General features: G+C 43.1%; 17 protein-coding genes. 5 read left to right on the forward strand and 12 right to left on the reverse strand.

What is annotated here, in order from left to right:
• Nucleotides 1-37: 37 nt before the first annotated feature.
• From hemW to ACEZ3G_RS03320, 6 genes are all read right to left on the reverse strand, one after another.
• Nucleotides 38-1,198: a radical SAM family heme chaperone HemW gene (hemW, locus tag ACEZ3G_RS03295; RefSeq protein WP_432425139.1), complete on the reverse strand. Its 1,161-nt coding sequence runs from the start codon at nucleotides 1,196-1,198 to the stop codon at nucleotides 38-40.
• A 60-nt stretch (nucleotides 1,199-1,258) separates the two neighbouring features.
• Complete coding sequence (ruvC, locus tag ACEZ3G_RS03300; RefSeq protein WP_432424049.1) at nucleotides 1,259-1,861, reverse strand: crossover junction endodeoxyribonuclease RuvC; 603 nt, start codon at nucleotides 1,859-1,861, stop codon at nucleotides 1,259-1,261.
• 146 nt (nucleotides 1,862-2,007) lie between these two features.
• A complete protein-coding gene (locus tag ACEZ3G_RS03305; RefSeq protein ID WP_432424050.1) occupies nucleotides 2,008-2,484 on the reverse strand; it encodes a hypothetical protein in 477 nt (158 codons plus the stop codon).
• Nucleotides 2,485-2,521: 37 nt separating this feature from the next.
• On the reverse strand, nucleotides 2,522-3,592 hold the full coding sequence (locus ACEZ3G_RS03310) for a tetratricopeptide repeat protein (RefSeq protein ID WP_432424051.1): 1,071 nt from the start codon (nucleotides 3,590-3,592) through the stop codon (nucleotides 2,522-2,524).
• A gap of 83 nt (nucleotides 3,593-3,675) precedes the next feature.
• On the reverse strand, nucleotides 3,676-5,229 hold the full coding sequence (locus ACEZ3G_RS03315) for a TonB family protein (protein ID WP_432424052.1): 1,554 nt from the start codon (nucleotides 5,227-5,229) through the stop codon (nucleotides 3,676-3,678).
• 10 nt (nucleotides 5,230-5,239) lie between these two features.
• Entirely contained in the window at nucleotides 5,240-5,602 is a 363-nt protein-coding gene (locus ACEZ3G_RS03320; protein ID WP_432424053.1) for a BlaI/MecI/CopY family transcriptional regulator, read from the reverse strand.
• 231 nt (nucleotides 5,603-5,833) lie between these two features.
• Between ACEZ3G_RS03320 and ACEZ3G_RS03325 the strand changes: the two genes are divergently transcribed.
• Nucleotides 5,834-6,343: a DUF456 domain-containing protein gene (locus tag ACEZ3G_RS03325; RefSeq protein ID WP_432424054.1), complete on the forward strand. Its 510-nt coding sequence runs from the start codon at nucleotides 5,834-5,836 to the stop codon at nucleotides 6,341-6,343.
• Nucleotides 6,344-6,347: 4 nt separating this feature from the next.
• Here ACEZ3G_RS03325 and ACEZ3G_RS03330 read toward each other — a convergent pair whose 3' ends face one another.
• Nucleotides 6,348-6,899 carry a nitroreductase family protein gene (locus tag ACEZ3G_RS03330; RefSeq protein WP_432424055.1) on the reverse strand — a complete coding sequence of 184 codons (552 nt, stop codon included), beginning with the start codon at nucleotides 6,897-6,899 and terminating at the stop codon, nucleotides 6,348-6,350.
• A gap of 151 nt (nucleotides 6,900-7,050) precedes the next feature.
• Nucleotides 7,051-7,815 carry a LamG domain-containing protein gene (locus tag ACEZ3G_RS03335; RefSeq protein WP_432424056.1) on the reverse strand — a complete coding sequence of 255 codons (765 nt, stop codon included), beginning with the start codon at nucleotides 7,813-7,815 and terminating at the stop codon, nucleotides 7,051-7,053.
• Nucleotides 7,816-7,967: 152 nt separating this feature from the next.
• On the opposite strand from ACEZ3G_RS03335, the gene hutH reads away from it, so the two are divergent.
• The 4 genes from hutH (at nucleotide 7,968) to hutG (ending at nucleotide 13,881) form a co-directional block, all read left to right on the forward strand.
• Entirely contained in the window at nucleotides 7,968-9,548 is a 1,581-nt protein-coding gene (hutH, locus tag ACEZ3G_RS03340) for a histidine ammonia-lyase (protein WP_432424057.1), read from the forward strand.
• A 4-nt stretch (nucleotides 9,549-9,552) separates the two neighbouring features.
• Nucleotides 9,553-10,800 (forward strand): imidazolonepropionase, encoded by a 1,248-nt coding sequence (gene hutI, locus ACEZ3G_RS03345; RefSeq protein WP_432424058.1) that lies wholly within the window; start codon nucleotides 9,553-9,555, stop codon nucleotides 10,798-10,800.
• Between the two features lie 106 nt (nucleotides 10,801-10,906).
• Nucleotides 10,907-12,910 carry a urocanate hydratase gene (locus tag ACEZ3G_RS03350; protein WP_432424059.1) on the forward strand — a complete coding sequence of 668 codons (2,004 nt, stop codon included), beginning with the start codon at nucleotides 10,907-10,909 and terminating at the stop codon, nucleotides 12,908-12,910.
• 5 nt (nucleotides 12,911-12,915) lie between these two features.
• Nucleotides 12,916-13,881, forward strand: coding sequence for a formimidoylglutamase (gene hutG, locus ACEZ3G_RS03355; protein WP_432424060.1), 966 nt, complete (start codon nucleotides 12,916-12,918; stop codon nucleotides 13,879-13,881).
• Nucleotides 13,882-13,914: 33 nt separating this feature from the next.
• Here the strand turns inward: hutG and ACEZ3G_RS03360 are convergent, their stop codons facing one another.
• From ACEZ3G_RS03360 to ACEZ3G_RS03375, 4 genes are all read right to left on the reverse strand, one after another.
• Nucleotides 13,915-14,802 (reverse strand): hypothetical protein, encoded by an 888-nt coding sequence (locus ACEZ3G_RS03360; RefSeq protein ID WP_432424061.1) that lies wholly within the window; start codon nucleotides 14,800-14,802, stop codon nucleotides 13,915-13,917.
• A 15-nt stretch (nucleotides 14,803-14,817) separates the two neighbouring features.
• Nucleotides 14,818-15,975 carry a homogentisate 1,2-dioxygenase gene (locus ACEZ3G_RS03365; RefSeq protein WP_432424062.1) on the reverse strand — a complete coding sequence of 386 codons (1,158 nt, stop codon included), beginning with the start codon at nucleotides 15,973-15,975 and terminating at the stop codon, nucleotides 14,818-14,820.
• Nucleotides 15,976-16,349: 374 nt separating this feature from the next.
• Nucleotides 16,350-17,270 carry a universal stress protein gene (locus ACEZ3G_RS03370; protein ID WP_432424063.1) on the reverse strand — a complete coding sequence of 307 codons (921 nt, stop codon included), beginning with the start codon at nucleotides 17,268-17,270 and terminating at the stop codon, nucleotides 16,350-16,352.
• Nucleotides 17,271-17,678: 408 nt separating this feature from the next.
• The gene (locus ACEZ3G_RS03375; protein ID WP_432424064.1) at nucleotides 17,679-18,368 is read right to left on the reverse strand and encodes a Crp/Fnr family transcriptional regulator; all 690 of its coding nucleotides are present in this window, start codon (nucleotides 18,366-18,368) and stop codon (nucleotides 17,679-17,681) included.
• Between the last annotated feature and the right edge of the window lie 103 nt (nucleotides 18,369-18,471).

The raw sequence follows: 18,471 nt of genomic DNA on the forward strand, positions 1-18,471 counted from the left end.
TACGATCGTAATGCTAGCATCCAGTAGTCCTTCAAATTTACTTCTTTTCCAAAAAAAACAAATCGGCCGCGATTCCATCGACCAAAAACTTTCCTTTTTTGGTAACCTTTAGAATATCATCGTCAAACGTCAGTAAACCTTGATTTACATATTCCCGGCACTGCTTTGTTAGATAGTTCGAATATACGGCCCCATAGGCCGACGCAATTTTTTGTAATGATACGCCCCAGATCGTTCGCAGTCCCGTCATGATATATTCGTTATATCGATCGGTCGTAGTCAACATTTCGCTTTCAATTAGAAGCCTTCCTTCGTCGATGCCCTTTAGGTATTTTGAATTATTGCTCACGTTCCAGCTACGCCGGGCCCCATCAAAAGAATGTGCGGAGGGGCCGATACCCAAATATTTTTTTCCTTGCCAATAGGCCGAATTGTTTTTTGAGAAAAAGCCTTCTTTGCCAAAATTCGAAATTTCGTAATTGATAAGACCATTGGCTTGCATGATATCGACCAGCATATAAAATTGCCTCCCTGCATCTTCCTCGTCTACGTCGGCCACTTCTCCCTTTTTGACCATATGTGCCAAAGCCGTCCTTGGTTCAACGGTCAAAGCATAGCTCGAGACATGCGGAATGCCATATGTCAAGGCCTTATCTATATTTTTCTTCCAGCGTTTATCGTCCATCCCGGGAATACCATAGATCAAATCGATTGAAATATTTTCAAACTTCTTAGAGGCTTCCGAAATGCAGTTTTCAGCTTCGCGGGCGTTATGTGCCCGGTTCATCAACTTTAGATCGTCGTCGAAAAATGATTGTATACCTATGCTGAGGCGGTTGATCCCGCTGTCAATATAGTCCGCAAAGATAGTTCTCGACTGCGCTCGAACAGACACCAAATCATCGGGATTGGCCTCCAAAGTGATTTCTGGGGTTTGGGAGACTTGATAGTTATCGTAAACCGTACGAATCAATCGATCGATTTCTTGGGATGTCAATACCGATGGTGTGCCTCCCCCAAAATAAATGGTTTCGACGATTTCACTTCCAAATTCATTTTTTCGGAGTTCCAGCTCTTTTTGCAAGGCCAAGACCATCGCATCCTTTTTTGCCATTGAGGTAGAAAAATGGAAATCGCAATAATGACATGCTTGTTTACAAAAAGGAATGTGGATGTAGATGCCAAGCCCCCCTCTTATCCCCCCAAAGGGGAGATGCTTTTCTGATGCGTTCAAGGTTTTAGATTCCAAAGGGATGAACTATTTTTTCTTTTTTCTCAAATCGATGTTCGAAGCAATGGTGGTTCCCCTTTTGGTAATCAGTTGGCCATTCTGCTTCACGAAAGCCTCCCAACCTGAATAACTTTTACCGACCTCAACACGACCTTCATTATAGAAATGACATACTGCCGCGGCCAAGCCATCGGTACTATCAAGATTTTTGGGCAAGGTTTTCAATTGCAAGGTACTTTGCAACATCTTCGCGACCTGTTCTTTACTTGCATTGCCGTTGCCCGTAATGGCCATCTTTATTTTCTTGGGAAGGTATTCGGTAATGGGGATCTGTCGTGATAATCCGGCAGCCATGGCCACACCCTGTGCACGCCCCAACTTTAACATCGATTGCACGTTCTTGCCATAAAAAGGAGCTTCAATGGCCATTTCATCTGGGTGATAGGTGTCTATAAGCTGTAATGTACGTTCAAAAATGAGTTTGAGCTTGGTATAAGGATCTTTGTACTTGCCTAGCTGCAGCTCGTTCATCTGAACGAATTCCATCTTCTTGTCAACGACCTTGATAATACCGAACCCCATAATCGTGGTTCCGGGGTCGATGCCGAGTATGATCTTTTCCTTGGACAATTTTTACGTTTTGGTTTTAAGTATTCCACAGCACTTTGACTAGCTCGGTGCGACGGATAGGGATTACGATTTTAGGCCTACATATTTGAAATTATACCTGTGTTTGAACTTGTATTTGTAATTGAACTTGAATATGTGCTTGAACTTCATTTGGCATTCAATTCAATGGGGATACGATATTTGCTTTTAACGGGAACGCCCCTTTTCAGGGCGGGCGCAATTTCAGGAAGCCCCTTAAGGCCCTGAACGATAATACCGTCGAACTCGGGCATCTGCAAGTCGATCATTCTACTCTTCTCGATATTCAAAACCTCAATATTCCCTTCTTGATCGACAATGAAATCAACATAGATCGTGGCGTTTATTCCTTCATTTAGAACAAATTCAAATTCTTGCAATGTGGTTGTAAAGTGCTTTATTACTTCGTTTTTAAAACAATCCTTCTGTGCCGATTTGTTCGAAAGTTCGTCACAATTTTCAAAAAGGGGATAGTTATCGACCTCGTTCCAATCGATATCGCGCATTTCTTGATTGACCAGTTCACGCGTTTTTTTTTCCTTCGACTTTTCAAAATCACAGGAAACAAAAAGAAAAGTGATCACTAAGAACCAAAAAATTCGCATCCACCGTATTACTTGCGCTGAAATTACGATTTTTAAGTCATTCGTGTGCCATATGGATTTCTTGCTTCAGTTCTGAAATCCGTTTTTTAACGAAATCGGATAGGTATGTTTTCTCAGCACCAAACTTTTTTATGAAGCCTTCATAAAGTTCCCATTTGGCTTTTGGGTCTTTGTAATATTGATCGGCGACCGTGCAAATTTGATAGTAGGCCCTATGATCGGTTTCATCTTCGTTATAGGCCAATCGATAGTAACTCAGGGCAGACTCCAAATCTTTCCTTGTACGAGCCAGGCTGGCCAATGCAGTATATTCTTGGCTTAAATTGGGCTTTTTGGCGGTTATGGCCTTCTTGAAATAAACCTCGGCACTATCGATCTGTCTTTCCTTATAGAAAGTGTATCCCAGACCGTTATAGGCATCGGGCGCAAAATCAGGAAATTTTAGCAAGTCCCGATACATCTTTTTAGCCTTTTCGAATTCCCACAGCTGATAATAACTGTGTCCCAGTTTTTCATAGATATGTGGTTTTTCCTCCCGCAGTTCAAGCAAGCGCTCGAAAAGAGGTGCCGCCCCTTTATAATCGTAATCGTTAAACATTGCCAAGGCCTTTAGATTGAGCAGGGCTACATCGTCTTCGTAAAACCGCAACCCCATATCGATAAAATGCAAGGCTTGTTGCTTCTCCTTTTTGACAACGAAGTATCTACCCAACTGAAAAAGGCTTCGTAAATGAGTGCTATCGATAGCGACCGCATATTTATAGGCGACCAGACTACCGGCATCATTTGCCATTTGGCGATACGTTTCACCCATGTAATAATAATATTCAGGGTTGTCATTTTCTTCTTGGGTGAGGGCGTAAAAAACCCCATTGGCCTTTTGAAACCTTCCTAGCTTAAAATAAAGTTTGCCCAGTTCGAATTGCGCAACGTTCGAGGTGTTGTTTGAGGCGATCAGGCCTTCATATTCCAAAATAGCCTTATCATAGTTTCCAATAGCATTATACGCCCTGGCAATCTGAAGTTTTGAAGTCGCAGAACCATCTTTTGCATACTGATTTATGGCTTCTGAATAATTGCCCAACCGATACAGGCTATCGGCAATCATTGTCGGCCCGTCTTGTGCATAAACGTTAAAACAAGAGATTGTAAGAAAATATAAAATCGCCTTTTTCAACTATCAACTTCTTTTTATTGCAACCTGAAGGTAATCGGAACCGAAAACGGCACCTTGACCAACTCGCCTTTGTGCTTGCCCGGCATCATCTTGGGCAATAGACTGACGATACGTTCGGCCTCGGCCTCCAACAATGCGTCAGGACCCCGTTTTTTTAATTCGGTCACATGGCCTTGTTCATCGATAATAAAACTAAGGTATACCTTGCCCTGTATGCCTTTTTCTTGAGCTTCTTGGGGGTATTTGAAATGTTGCACAATGTGCTTTCTCATCATGTCTTGAAAACATTCGGTCTTATCATTTACATTTTCGCAGCCTGGAAAAATGGGCGGTTCATCAACTAGTCGAAAAGGCATCATCTTCCCATTGCCATCAATTCCAACAACTGTTTCTTCGTCTTTGGATGATTCCGTAATTATCATCATAGTAGCCGAAATTTTTTCGTCATGTCCATCAATTGTAATATAAGAACCATCGTCCGAATGGACATATCGGACAGCATTGCTATTAGCATCTTGTACTTGCACCGCCCAAGTTTTAGGCTTTTTCGAGAGGTTTACCAATGAGCTAAATACCAAATTTTTTTCTTCATCCGTTAAATTTTTGATATCACCAACAGCATAAGAAACGAATACATCATATTTTTCTAAATATTTCGTACTGGACTTGCTAGACAAGTCGCTTTCCCCTATTTCCGGTGATTCTATTCTTATATTCTCCTGTTCACAAGAGGTATAGACCAACATCCCTAAAACCAAGGGCACCAACATCAAATACTTTAATTGCCAAACTTTTTTTGATTTTGCTTTTTGTAACATGACTATTCGTTTTTTGATTAATGAACTTTTAAAAAATTGATTGATAAAAGAAATGTTCTCGGTCTGAAATATTTGCGAAAGCAAAACTTCGTACTGTTCTTTTTTATGGGTCTTGGCGACGTAAGAATCGGCGATGAACTCGTGCAGTTCAGAAACCCGTTGCTGATAAACATATACCAAAGGGTTGAACCAACCTATGATACGCATCAACTCAAAAAACAGCAGGTCCCATGAATGTTTTTGCTCAATGTGTACCAACTCGTGCCGTATGATACTTTGATGTTCCCTTTGCAAAACCTTGTCACCCAAGAAAATGAACCTAAAAAATGAAAAGGCCATTTGACTGTTCGCAATGACTATTCTTGTGAAATTTGGAAAATATCGAATCTCTCCATTTTTTCGAAGTCGGTAGATCTGAAATAATTTATGGCCAAAGTAAATCGCGGCCAAGAACATTCCCCCGAACAAAATCGTCTCTCCCCAAGAAATATTGAATCGCGGGCCTTCGGTCAGAGAACCGTTACCGATTGCATCGATATCCGCCAAGAACATGGGGTACACAAAATACCGTTCGGGCAAAGTACTCCTTAAAGCCTCGATCTTGACCCAGGGAAGCACCAGGGACAATACATAGGTGCCGATCAGGTACGCACGGTTCCATTGGAAAAAAGTTTCCCTTTTGAGCATAAAATCATAGATGACGAGGAACACCAATTGAAAGGCGATACACTCCAACATATATTGTATCATCGTAAAAGTTTTAATTATCGGTTTTCTTTATCTCTTTTAAAATGGATTCCAATTCGGAAAGGCTCAAATCGTTATTCTTCATAAAAAAGGAAACCATACTCTTAAAGGAACCCTGAAAATAACCATCGACCAATTTGTTGATGGACTGGTTGCTGTAGTCCGATTTCTTGACTACCGGAAAATACAGGTAACCCTTACCCTCTTGCTCGTGATCCACAAAACCTTTACTTTCTAGAATGCGCACTATGGTCGATACTGTGTTGTATGCCGGTTTCGGGTCAGGTAGTTTTTTGATGATGGCCGCCACATTGCATTTTTGCAACCGCCATAAAATCTGCATTACCTCTTCTTCGGCTTTTGTAAGTTGCTTCATGAATTAAAGTGTTTTATTATGGTTTCATCCTTCACGGGAGTCTTTTTGAACTAATTTTTTAGTTGAATGATAAAACAAATATAACTAAAGCTTTAGTTTTAACTAATTTTTTAGTTTAAAAAATCGAAAACTTATAAAATATTAAAAAACCATAAAGTTCGATGTGTAACAAATTCGGTTTATCTTCGTCCAACGGGGAACTGCTCCCTTCTGGGAGATAATGATCACCTTATGGATATTGCACTTTTTGTTATTGGTTTTATCTTGATGTTCGTGGGTATTTTGGGGAGCTTCTTGCCCGTACTTCCCGGGCCACCGGTAAGTTGGCTGGGGCTTCTTTTGCTCTTCATGACCCAAGCGGTAGCCGACGATTGGTGGGTTTTGGGAATTACCGGGGCGGTGGCGCTGATCGTTTTTGGGCTTGATTATGCCATACCTGCAATTGGAACCAAAAAGTTCGGCGGTACAAAAGCAGGAATGATAGGTGCGACCCTTGGATTGATCGTCGGTCTTTTGGCCCCCATTCCCGGCGGCATTATTATCGGGCCTTTCGTGGGTGCATTTATTGGGGAAATCATCAATAAGGCAGATCAAAAAACAGCCTTAAAGGCCGCCTTTGGATCATTTCTTGGATTCTTAACCGGTACTTTTATGAAATTGATCGTTACCCTTATATTCTTGGGCATCTTTATCTCTACGGCTTGGGATTATCGTCGTGCCCTATTTCCTTTCTTCGATTGAGCGCTTATCCCCAGACCACTTTATCCTCGATCGGCCTTCGTGTCATTTCAGGAATTTCCCCTTCGTAATACCCCATATAAAAAAATCCCAAACATTTTTCTCTGGGCGCCAGTTCAAAGAACTCGTCCATATATTTTATAAGTCCGGGCGAACTCCAATAACAACCAATGCCCATTTCGGTGCAACAGAGCCACATGTTCTGCACGGCCATGGCAGTGGCGGCGATCTCTTCCCATTCAGGTAAACTTTCCAATGAATCTCGCTGCATGCATATGACAATAATTGCCCCTGCCCTTTTCGGATTGTCCATTAACTTTTTGGCCTTGAACTCTTTTGGTCTGGGCTCGGTTTCCAAATATTTTAGAGATAAGAACAGCCCCAATTTTTCTTGAGATTCGCCTTGTAGAACTTTAAAGCGCCATGGTTCGGTCTTTTTATGGGTAGGTGCCCAGTTGGCCGCTTGCAGTATTTTTTCAATATCCGATTTCGCTATTGGTTTATCGATATATTGATTGGGAAATATGGAGCGTCTTCTTCTAATAATATCGTATATCATAGACTATGTCTTAAGGGTCTGTTTTCTATTAATAAAGTTAATACGTGAGTATTGTAATATTAATTCGAAAATAGCAACTTATCAAGACCATTGACATAAAAAATCAAGGTAACACGGGCAGTAAAATTAGAAAATGACTCTAGGTGAAAGCTTACTCAAGTCCGTTACCCTGATATAAATCCAGTACTTCCGTCGGGTTCAATGCCTTTTCATATATAATGAAGTCGTCTATGGCCCCTTTCCAAAACGTATCGGGATCATTGGTCGTATCTTCACGAATAATAGCCCCTAGATAAGAGTCCAACGTAAAATCAGGCGACACATCGGTCGAACCATTGGCATTAGCCTGTTGGGCGACCAATGTTCCGTTTATATAAATCTTGCTATGATTATCCTTTTGGTAAACCCCAACCACATGGAACCATTCATCATCATCAAAGTCATGACAGTTGTTTTTCCAACCCGAATCAATGTAATTGTCAAAGCAAACCGCAGAGTTTGAATTATCGAGTTTTGTAATCCTGATATTGCAGACCGTTCCTTGGCGCATTACGACTACCAGATTGCCGTTGAACGGTTCTTCGGGTTTGAACCAACCGCTTATCGAATAGGCGCGACCCGATTCGCGAAGCGGATTTTCAAATTTAAGACGATCATCGATGCCATCAAAGTAAGCGGCACTTTCAGGGTTTCCTTGACGGTCTTCTGCGAACACTACGCCTCCGCTTTGAATGCCATTGTTGCCCGTTCCCGCAATATTGATAAAGTTACCATTGAAATTATAATGTAGCAAGGGCTCTTCACTATAGGGTTTTTCTTCAATTTCATTATCGTTGCTACACGCTTGCAGCACCAAGAATAATGATAGGCCATATAGGCTCTTCTTCGACCAAAAACTGACTATACTGTTATTCATTTATATCGATTTGGGGGCACAAACTAGCTATTTAATGGCCATCTTCCCATTTCTTGTGTCTATCGGTTCTTAAAATCGTTAAAAGGTCATTAATTGTAAGTGCAACAATTAAAATTAGAATCGATATTTTTGAAAAACGAAGCGACCAATTCATGACGAATTTTCCAAAAACATTTGATCTGGGAGAAGGCCATTTGACTTCAGGAATTGCACTTGCCATCTCCACTGGGCATACAAAGCTCAAAATCAGCGCCACGGCGAGACAAAAGATAAAATCGAGTTGGAAGGTGGTACAAGAGATTGTCGAGCAGGGGTATCCTGTCTACGGGATCAATACCGGTTTCGGGCCACTATGTACAACAAAAATATCAAAGAACGAGACCAAGGTACTACAGACCAACATTCTCAAAAGCCATAGTGTCGGGGTGGGCGAACCGATCGACACAGAAATCGCCAAACTGATGCTTATTCTCAAAGCTCATGCTTTGGCCAAGGGCTATTCGGGCATTTCAGAAACAACTTTGGAAAGGATTATATGGCATATTGAAAATGACGCTGTTCCTGTGGTTCCTTCACAAGGTTCGGTGGGCGCTTCCGGTGATCTCGCCCCACTTTCGCATTTGTTCTTACCCTTGATAGGTCTTGGCAAAGTGCATTATAAAGGGAAAGTCATTTCGACACGTACGCTCTTTAAGAAAGTAAAGTTACAACCCTTGGAATTAGGTCCGAAAGAAGGGTTGGCCCTCATCAACGGCACCCAGTTCATAGCCGCCCATGCCATAAAAGCCGTCGAAAAGTTACAAAGTTGTTTGGCACAGGCCGATATTATAGGGGCCATGATGATCGAAGGATTGCAGGGGTCCGTTAAACCTTTTTACAACGAATTACATTCCGTCCGGCCTTATAAGGGAAACATGCATGTTGCGAAAAGGGTCAAAAGACTTTTGAAAGGTTCAGAAATTCTTGAGGACCATATCGATTGTGAACGTGTTCAAGACCCGTATTCGTTGCGTTGCATTCCGCAAGTGCACGGTGCCAGCCGAACTGCATGGTTGCATTTGAAGGAACTCCTGGAAATCGAACTGAACTCCGTTACCGACAACCCCGTGATCATTAGCGATGAGCTGACCATTAGTGGGGGCAATTTTCATGGACAACCCTTGGCCATGGCCTTGGATTATGCCTGCTTGGCCGCATCGGAAATCGGTAATATTTCAGATCGTCGTATTTACTTGGCGTTAGAAGGCAATAGTCCCGGTGTGCCCAAATTGTTGATGGAAGATACAGGGATCAATTCCGGTTATATGATCTTACAGTACACCAGCGCAGCTTTGGCAAGCGAGAATAAGGGACTGTGCTTTCCTTCAAGTGCCGATAGCATACCGACTTCCTTGGGACAAGAAGATCATGTAAGCATGGGCTCCATCTCGGGGAGAAAAGCCCTGCAGGTCATCAAAAACGTGGAAAAAATATTGGCCATTGAATTATTGACCGCCGCGCAGGCGTTCGAATATAGAAAACCCTTAAAATCCGGGGTTTTCTTGGACGAGATCCACAAAGAAATCAGAAAAAAAGTTGCCTTTGCCAAAAAAGACAGGGTCTTCGCCGACGATATTGAAAAAGGCATTGAAATGATAAAGGACAAAACCATTATTAAAGTTATCGAAAGGGTCAAAAAGCAAAAGAAGTTAAGATTTGAAGTGCCCTATTCCGAAGAATTCGAGAATTATTAAGAATATGAGCGACCTAAAACTTATTGGCCCTTTCAAACAATTGCTCCCGATGACAGGTTTGCCCCTCAAAGGTGCCCTATCGGACGACCAACTTATTGTTTTAAAAGATGCTGGAATCCTGATTGCGGATGACAAAATACATGCGATAGACAACTTTGACGAACTCAAAAAAGCATTTCATGAAGCGGAAATCTACGAGTTAAAAGGAAACCATACGGGGCTGCCCGGATTTGTCGATTCGCACACCCATATCTGTTTCGGGGGTTCACGTGCCAACGATTATGCGATGCGAAATGCGGGCATGACCTATCTAGAGATCGCCAAAGCGGGTGGCGGCATTTGGGACACCGTGACCCAAACCAGAAAGGCAAGTCAAGAAGACCTCGTAAAAAATACAGCCAAAATCGCAAAAAGACATTTAAAAAACGGCACGACCACGATAGAGGTAAAAAGCGGTTATGGGTTATCCGTTGATGAAGAACTGAAGATACTACGGGCCATAAGAAGGGCCAATATGGAAACCTATGCAGATTTGGTTCCGACCTGTCTCGCGGCACATATGCTTCCCAAGGATTTTGCAGGAAGTGCGGAGGATTACCTGAATGAAATGGCGACCACACTTTTTCCCATTCTAAAACAAGAAGGCCTCACAACCCGAATCGACGCCTTCATCGAGGAAAGTGCCTTTTCTGCCAAACAAATCGCCCCGTATTTTCAAAAAGGAAAGAATATGGGTTTCGACCTCACCGTACATGCCGACCAATTTACAACCGGAGGTAGCCAGGTCGCGGTGGATTTTGAAGCACTTAGCGCAGACCATTTGGAAGCTAGCGCGGAACGTGAAATCGAACTTTTGGCCAAAAGCGGCACCATTGCCACTGCCTTGCCCGGAGCCTCCATAGGGCTAGGATGTTCCTTTACGCCGGCCCGCAAGATTTTAGATGCCGGCGGATCCGTATCCATTGCGAGCGACCATAACCCTGGTTCGGCACCCATGGGCGATCTGTTGACCCAGGCGGCCATTTTGGGAGCTTTCGAGAAGTTATCGAATGCAGAAGTTTTGGCGGGAATTACGTTTCGGGCAGCGGCCGCCCTGAAATTGCAAGACCGTGGTCAACTCACGAAAGGCTTTTTGGCCGACCTTGCCATTTTCCATACAGATGATTACAAGGAAATTTTATACAACCAGGGCAACCTAAAACCGTGCAGCGTCTGGAAGAACGGAACGAAAGTTTTTGATAAACATAGTTGAAAAGTACCGAGTACAAGGTTAGAAGTATGAAGTATGGCGAATGGCGAACAGCGTATAGCGTATAGCGTATAGCGTATAACGTATAACGTATAACGAACATAGTCAAATGAACTTTAAAGAAGAAATATTACAAGGCATCCCGGCAAAGCTTCCCCCAATAAAAAAATATGAAGCCAACGCCAATCATGCACCCGTACGCAAAGAAATCCTGTCCCCGGTTGAAAAAAAGTTGGCTGTTCGCAATGCCCTACGCTACTTTCCCAAAGCCTGGCACACCGAGCTGGCCGCGGAATTTGCCCAAGAATTGAAACGATATGGTCGAATCTATATGCATCGTTTCAAACCAAGTTATGACATATATGCACGTCAGATTGGGGAATACCCGGCTAAAACACCTCAGGCCGCAGCCATCATGCTAATGATCCAAAACAATCTGGATCCGGCAGTGGCACAACATCCGGAGGAGCTGATCACATATGGGGGCAACGGTGCCGTATTCCAGAATTGGGCGCAATACCTTCTGACAATGCAATACCTGGCCACCATCACCGAAGAGCAGACGTTGCACATTTATTCGGGACATCCGATGGGGTTGTTTCCATCTTCAAAAGAAGCGCCTCGTGTGGTAGTTACGAACGGCATGATGATTCCCAATTACTCCAAGCCAGACGACTGGGAAAAATACAATGCCCTCGGAGTGACCCAGTACGGTCAGATGACCGCTGGTTCGTATATGTATATCGGCCCACAAGGAATCGTGCATGGTACGGCCATTACCGTTATGAACGCTTTTCGCAAGGTTTTGAAAAAGGATGAATCCCCGGCCGGAAAAGTTTTCTTGACGGCCGGCCTTGGAGGTATGAGCGGCGCCCAGCCAAAAGCGGGCAACATTGCCGGATGTATCACGGTATGTGCCGAGGTCAATACGGCGGCAGCTACCAAAAGACACGCACAGGGCTGGGTCGATGAGCTCATCGTCGATATGGATAGTTTGGTTCTCAGAACAAAATCGGCGATCAAAAAGAAGGAAGTCGTTTCACTTGCCTTTATCGGCAACGTGGTCGATGTTTGGGAGCATTTTGACAAAGAAAACATTTTCGTGCACCTCGGGTCGGACCAGACATCGTTGCACAACCCCTGGGCAGGGGGTTATTATCCGGTCGGGCTTTCTTTTGAGGAATCGAATCGCATGATGAGTGAAGACCCTGACACCTTTAAAACAAAAGTTCAGGAGTCCCTTAGAAAGCACGCAGCGGCGATAAACAGGCACACCGCAAAGGGTACTTATTTCTTCGATTACGGAAATGCCTTTTTATTGGAGGCCTCACGTGCCGGGGCCGATGTATTTGCTACGAATAGAATTGATTTTAAATATCCTTCCTATGTACAGGATATTCTTGGGCCCATGTGCTTTGATTACGGATTCGGGCCTTTTCGTTGGGTATGCACTTCGGGAAAACCGGAAGACCTGCAAAAAACGGATGCGATCGCATTGACCGTCATGAAGGAGATCAAGGCAAATGCACCGGAAGAAATCCAACAGCAAATGCAGGATAACATTAAATGGATCTCGGAGGCCGAACAAAATAAGTTGGTCGTTGGTTCCCAAGCAAGGATCCTATATGCCGATGCTGAAGGACGGACCAAGATTGCGGAAGCCTTTAACCAGGCCATCGCTTCAGGCAAGATTTCAGCGCCGGTAGTTCTAGGAAGGGATCATCACGATGTAAGCGGTACCGACTCCCCGTTCCGGGAGACGAGCAATATTTACGATGGAAGCAAATTTACCGCCGATATGGCCATTCACAATGTCATTGGCGACGGTTTTCGAGGAGCTACCTGGGTATCCATCCACAATGGCGGTGGTGTCGGTTGGGGCGAGGTGATCAATGGCGGGTTCGGCATGGTGCTCGATGGAAGCGGGGAAGCTTCCAAAAAGTTGAAAAATATGCTGTTCTATGATGTGAACAATGGCATATCGCGTAGAAGCTGGGCGCGTAACGCAGAAGCCGTGTTCGCCATCAAAAGGGAAATGGAGCGCACGCCCGAACTCAAGGTCACTTTACCCAATTTAGTAGAGGACGGATTACTAGAAAACCTATTCGATTAAACCCTATGGGCAACTTTGTAAAACCTGATAAAAAACTGTGGACTGGCAGAATTTCTGACCGACAACTTTACTTGCATGAAAAAGTAGAGTTCGTTGATCTAAATGAATCGAACTTGGAACATCCCCAAAAAACATTTGCGATAATAGGCTATGCCTGTGACGAAGGTGTCAAGAGAAACCATGGTAGAACGGGGGCTTTCGAAGGCCCTGATGCCATTCGAAAACAATTGGGCAAAATGCCCAATCATTTGGATACCGGCACACGGTTTCTCGATATCGGCACGATCCAATGTTCTGACGGAAATATGGAAGCGACCCAAGATCTTGTAACTGAAAAAGTACACCAGCTCTTGAACAGCAGTGCCTTTCCCATTCTATTGGGTGGCGGACATGACATTGCCTACGGACATTACAACGGTATCAGAAAGCATTTAGGAAGCGGCAAGTCGCTCGGCATTATCAACTTTGATGCACATTTCGATCTACGGAATAATTCAAAAGGAAACAACTCGGGCACCCCTTTCTTTCAAATTGCCGAAGATTGTAAAGAAGATGGTTCGGCATTCAAATACCTCTGTCTGGGCGTTCGAAAAGATGCGAACGATGCCGAATTGTTCGTAACCGCCGAAGCATTGGACGTTACCTATATGCCGAGCGAAAAGTTTTCAATGTCGTACCCTAAAATTGTGGTGCGAGAATTATTGGATTTTATCGCACAAGTAGACCATATCTACGTGACCATAGATCTGGATGGGTTTTCATCGGCCTATGCACCAGGGGTCAGTGCCCCTTCTCCAATGGGCTTTTGTACTCAAATCGTATTGGAGTCATTGGAACTTATCATCAAATCACAAAAAATGGTTTCATTCGATATTGCCGAAATGAACCCGAAATACGACATCGACGATCAAACTGCCAAGTTGGCGGCATCATTGGTTCACTTTACTATAACTTCTTTGAACGGTCAATAAGAAAATAGAGGTTATATGACAACAAGCCCAAGATCAATCCGTGATCCATACGGGCTTGGTTTCCTTGTCGTTCACAGAGACAAGCCTTGGTCTGGGCATACTACCGTCGAAAATCAATTTCGAGGCGAACAATAATCTTTCATTGCCCCTGAAAGCGACCCAATGGGGCGTATCTGGGTCATCTAATTGCCAGACTATTTCCCTGTTTCCGTTTTCATCGATACTATAAAAACATCTTTTTCCCCAATAGGCCACCAACAACTTTCCATCCGAATAATCGACATCGAAGATTTGATTCCTACCTAGGGGAGGTTCATCGACATTTTCGTCTATCAGGTTTTTCCATTCCTTAAAAACATTGCCTTGATCATCGGTCAACCAACATCTATCATCGGCCAATAATAGAATGTTGCCATCGGTCAAAAATCTTGCCCTTTTCACTTCTCGTCCGAATTCGAGAAAAGGTTTCGGGGCCTTTCCTTTTTTCAATCTTAAAATATCCGGATAGCTGCAAAAAACTATTTCATCATCTGAAGGCATTGCGAAACCACCCTCGCCAATTCTCCATTCATCTTTGAACCAAGGCCAAATCTCTTCAAATTCGCCATCTAAAGACCCTTTCAAAACTCTTGCCTCAAACGTGTCATTTTCTTGAATATATTTTCTTTCGATGAGATAAACCGTTCTGCTCTTGGCGTAGGCCATAAAATCACTTGCGGGAAACTTAGAGGTTATCAACGGTCTAGGTTCCGTACCCTCCTTCCAAATCATGATACAAGCATGGTGGTCTTTGTCTTGCACGGGATTGATGTACGACCAAAGCACGTAATCGTTAACAACGATCAAATTACCGGTCGGGTGTGAATGAACCTTGAACGCGAACATTACGATCGTAAATAAGGAAATAACTCTTAAACACATGGCTCTTATTAAGTTTTATTCCAACCAACTTTGATAATACTTGCCATCATCGATATCCAGGGCAGCCTGCGTCAATTGCAATGGTTTGAACGTATCGATCATTACGGCAAGTTCTTCGGTGCCTTTTTTGCCAATACTTGCCTCATAAGTACCGGGGTGCGGCCCATGTGGAATACCGGCCGGATGCAATGAAATATAGCCTTGATCGATACCCTTTCTGCTCATAAAATCGCCATCGACATAATATAAGACTTCATCAGAATCTATGTTCGAATGGTTATAGGGTGCCGGTATCGCCTCGGGATGGTAATCGTACAATCGTGGACAGAACGAGCAGACAACAAAAGCAGCGGTCTCAAAAGTCTGGTGTACCGGGGGCGGTTGGTGCACACGGCCCGTGATGGGCTCGAAATTATGTATGGAAAATCCGTAGGGAAAATTATAACCGTCCCAGCCAACGATATCAAAAGGATGCGTTGCATAAATCAAATGGTGCAATTGCCCTTGTTTCTTGACCTTTATCAAAAACTCTCCCTTCTCATCGTGGGTCTTTAGGTTTTGGGGCAACTTAAAATCCCGTTCGCAGAATGGAGAATGTTCAAGATGTTGCCCAAACCAGTTACGATATCTTTTCGGGGTATAGATCGGATGATACGATTCGGTTATCAAAAGCCTATTGTCATTTGTATTGAACTCCATTTGATAGATCATTCCTCTTGGAATCAAAAGATAATCGCCATATTCGAATGGAATTTCACCGAGCATAGTTTTTAAAGTTCCCGTTCCTTTATGGACAAATAAAAGTTCATCGGCATCGGTGTTCTTATAAAAATAATCTGTCATTGATTTTTTTGGCGCCGCCAGGCCAACATGAACATCGCCATTGAAAAGCACTACCTTTCTACTTTCCAAAAAATCATCCTTGGGCTTAATCTCAAGACCCTTTAACAATCGTGATTTGATATTGTAATCGACCGCGGCCCTCGGAGAAATATCCAAAGTCTTCCCCACATCTTTAACCTGTGTCGGTCGGTGAACGTGGTACATCAACGACGACATTCCATCAAAGCCAATGGTACCGAACAACTGTTCATAATACAGGGTTCCGTCTTCCTTTTTGAATTGCGTGTGTCTTTTCTGGGGAATTCTTCCGAGTTTGTGATATAAGGGCATAATACCAAGAATTTAGTCTTCCATAAAAATACGACAAATACTGCTTTGGCAATCCCATGTTGAAGTTTTACGGTACTCCTACCGATTCGAGCGTCCAAGACCTTATACTTTTGCAAAGGCTGACAAAAGTTGCGGTATTTTCTAAAAATTAAGGAAACTTCTGTGGAATTCGAAATGTGACAGACGTAGGCCTGCCTCCTAAAGAAGAAACAAAAAAAGCCTTCCTTTTATGGAAAGCCTTTCATTGGCCCTAACCCGCCTAAGGGTTATGGGTCACAACACAACACGGCAAAGATAACAAAGGTTTTGACAATGACCAACACAAGACGGCCAAACTACGAATTCGTCAGTGTTATGTTTTCGATAAAAACCGATCAATCGGAAACTGACATTGCCCGCCTCTCCTTGTTTGTGGAAGGTTTACCCATCCCTAACTCAGGTATAACCAACAATGGAATCTGAGTATGAAAGGCTACACGTTTAATAACAGGTTCTCGGGTAATTTTTTCCATATAACTATGCTGAAAATTCAGCATTGCCAAAAGATGTATATCCAGCTCTTTGGCAAATACCTCAAGGGTTTTGGAAACGGAATTCAATTCAGAGACCGTATGAACGTAATGTTCGACATCAGCAAAATATTTGCGCAGCATGTTCAAATTGAACTGCTGTAGCTCGGTCAATGCCTTGATCTCATATTGTACATGAACAATGCGTATGGTAGCGGCAAAGGCGTTTGCCATTTCAAATATCGGTCGCAATTCAGATTGGGTAAAGAATCGGTTGAAGTCGGTCGCAAAGGCAATTTCGTTCGGCGTGGCAAATTCAAAATGCTCTGGAACCGCCAAGACCGGACAATTTTTTACGGCCTTGATAATTCGTACCGTATTACTGCCCATAAAAACTTCTTCGAGGCCCGATGCTCCTTTGGTACCGGTTACGACCAAATCGATATTGTGGTCTTCGACGGTCTCCTTTACCTGATCTATCAATAAACTAAATGAAGATATGGTCTTAAAGCTGTGATTCTTATAATATGAATTCGACTTGATCCGCAGCAAAACCTCTTTCAATCCGCGTTCAGAATGCAGCCTTGCCCCATCTCCTGACATAACGGTACTGGAACCTGAGGCCATAAAACGGCTACTGGCTATTGCCGGGGTATAGGTGTTCAATAAATGAAAAGTACACTCCTCATTTTTATAGAGTTCGATGGCATACCGAATCGCATTCCAAGCATTTTCAGAGAAGTCGGTAGGTATTAGAATGTTCTTCATTTCGTTCGTAAAAATCATAGCGTAAAACTAGAGCAAGACAAAAACCGAAACTATGACATATATCAGGTTTTAAATGGCCTTGATCAAGGTTTTGACATATTGTCAAGCGTTCATTTTTAATAGTTTAACATTCCAAAAAAAACTTAGATCATGAAGAAAGAAGCTATCAACGTTTCACTTCTCGAAAGGGGAAATGACAATCTTTACAAAATCAAGTTTCCCAATCTGCAGATTCCCGTCGAAGTGAACGAAGAACTCTACCAATAAATGCTGCACAGTAATCAATACCGGTTTGTAAATCGATTTACCGGTAGGGCAAAACAGCATTCGGCATAGAACCCAGACAAATAATCAAAAATGAAAATGCCCAAACGGCTTTGCCGTTTGGGCATTTTTCATGAACTCATAGAGCGGGTATGACCTATCTCAAAACCCTTCGACCAAATCTAAAAGTTTTCGTTCTTCTATGACCCCAATTTTCTTTCCGGAAGTCTTAATAAAGCCATTCTTTTTGAAGTCCGAAATAATTCGAATACACGATTCAGTGGCCGTACCTACGACGTTTGCATAATCTTCACGCGAAAGTGTCAGGCTTAAAAATCCATCATCGTCTTCACCGTAATTGTTCTTAAGGTAAAGAAAGGCCTCTGCCATGCGTTGTTTGACCGTTTTTTGCGACATGTTCACGATAACGTCATCGGCTTCCTTTAGGTCATGGGCCATGTGCCTTAATACTTCCACGGCAAAATTGGGGTTCGTGTTCAAGGTATCGGATATAATTTCCTTCGGAATAAAGCAAACCTCCATATCGCTAATGGCAACGGCACTTAAATTCGTCAACTCTTCGGCTATGACCGAACGCTGCCCCATTACCTCGCCTTTACTGGCCAATTTTACGATTTGATCCTTGCCATTGGCACTTAACTTCGATAATTTGGAAACCCCGTTACGAACACAGAATACGCCGTCCAATTTTTCACCTTCCTCAAAAAGTGCCTCGCCTTTTTTGACCTTTTTAAAAACCTTGGAATCAGAAACTTTTTTCAGCTCATCCTTGTTCATGGCGCGAAGCGCGTTAAACTGTCGAATGATACAATTTTCACACCTACTTTCCATCTCCATAATTTTTATACCTTGATCACAAATTTAGTATTGGCAATATAAGCAAAACCTGACAATTATCATTTTATGTATGGTCTTCGCTTTGCACCTTTGCCCT

Origin of the sequence: Meishania litoralis, from assembly GCF_042611095.1 — a bacterium.
Lineage (GTDB): Bacteria > Bacteroidota > Bacteroidia > Flavobacteriales > Flavobacteriaceae > Meishania > Meishania litoralis.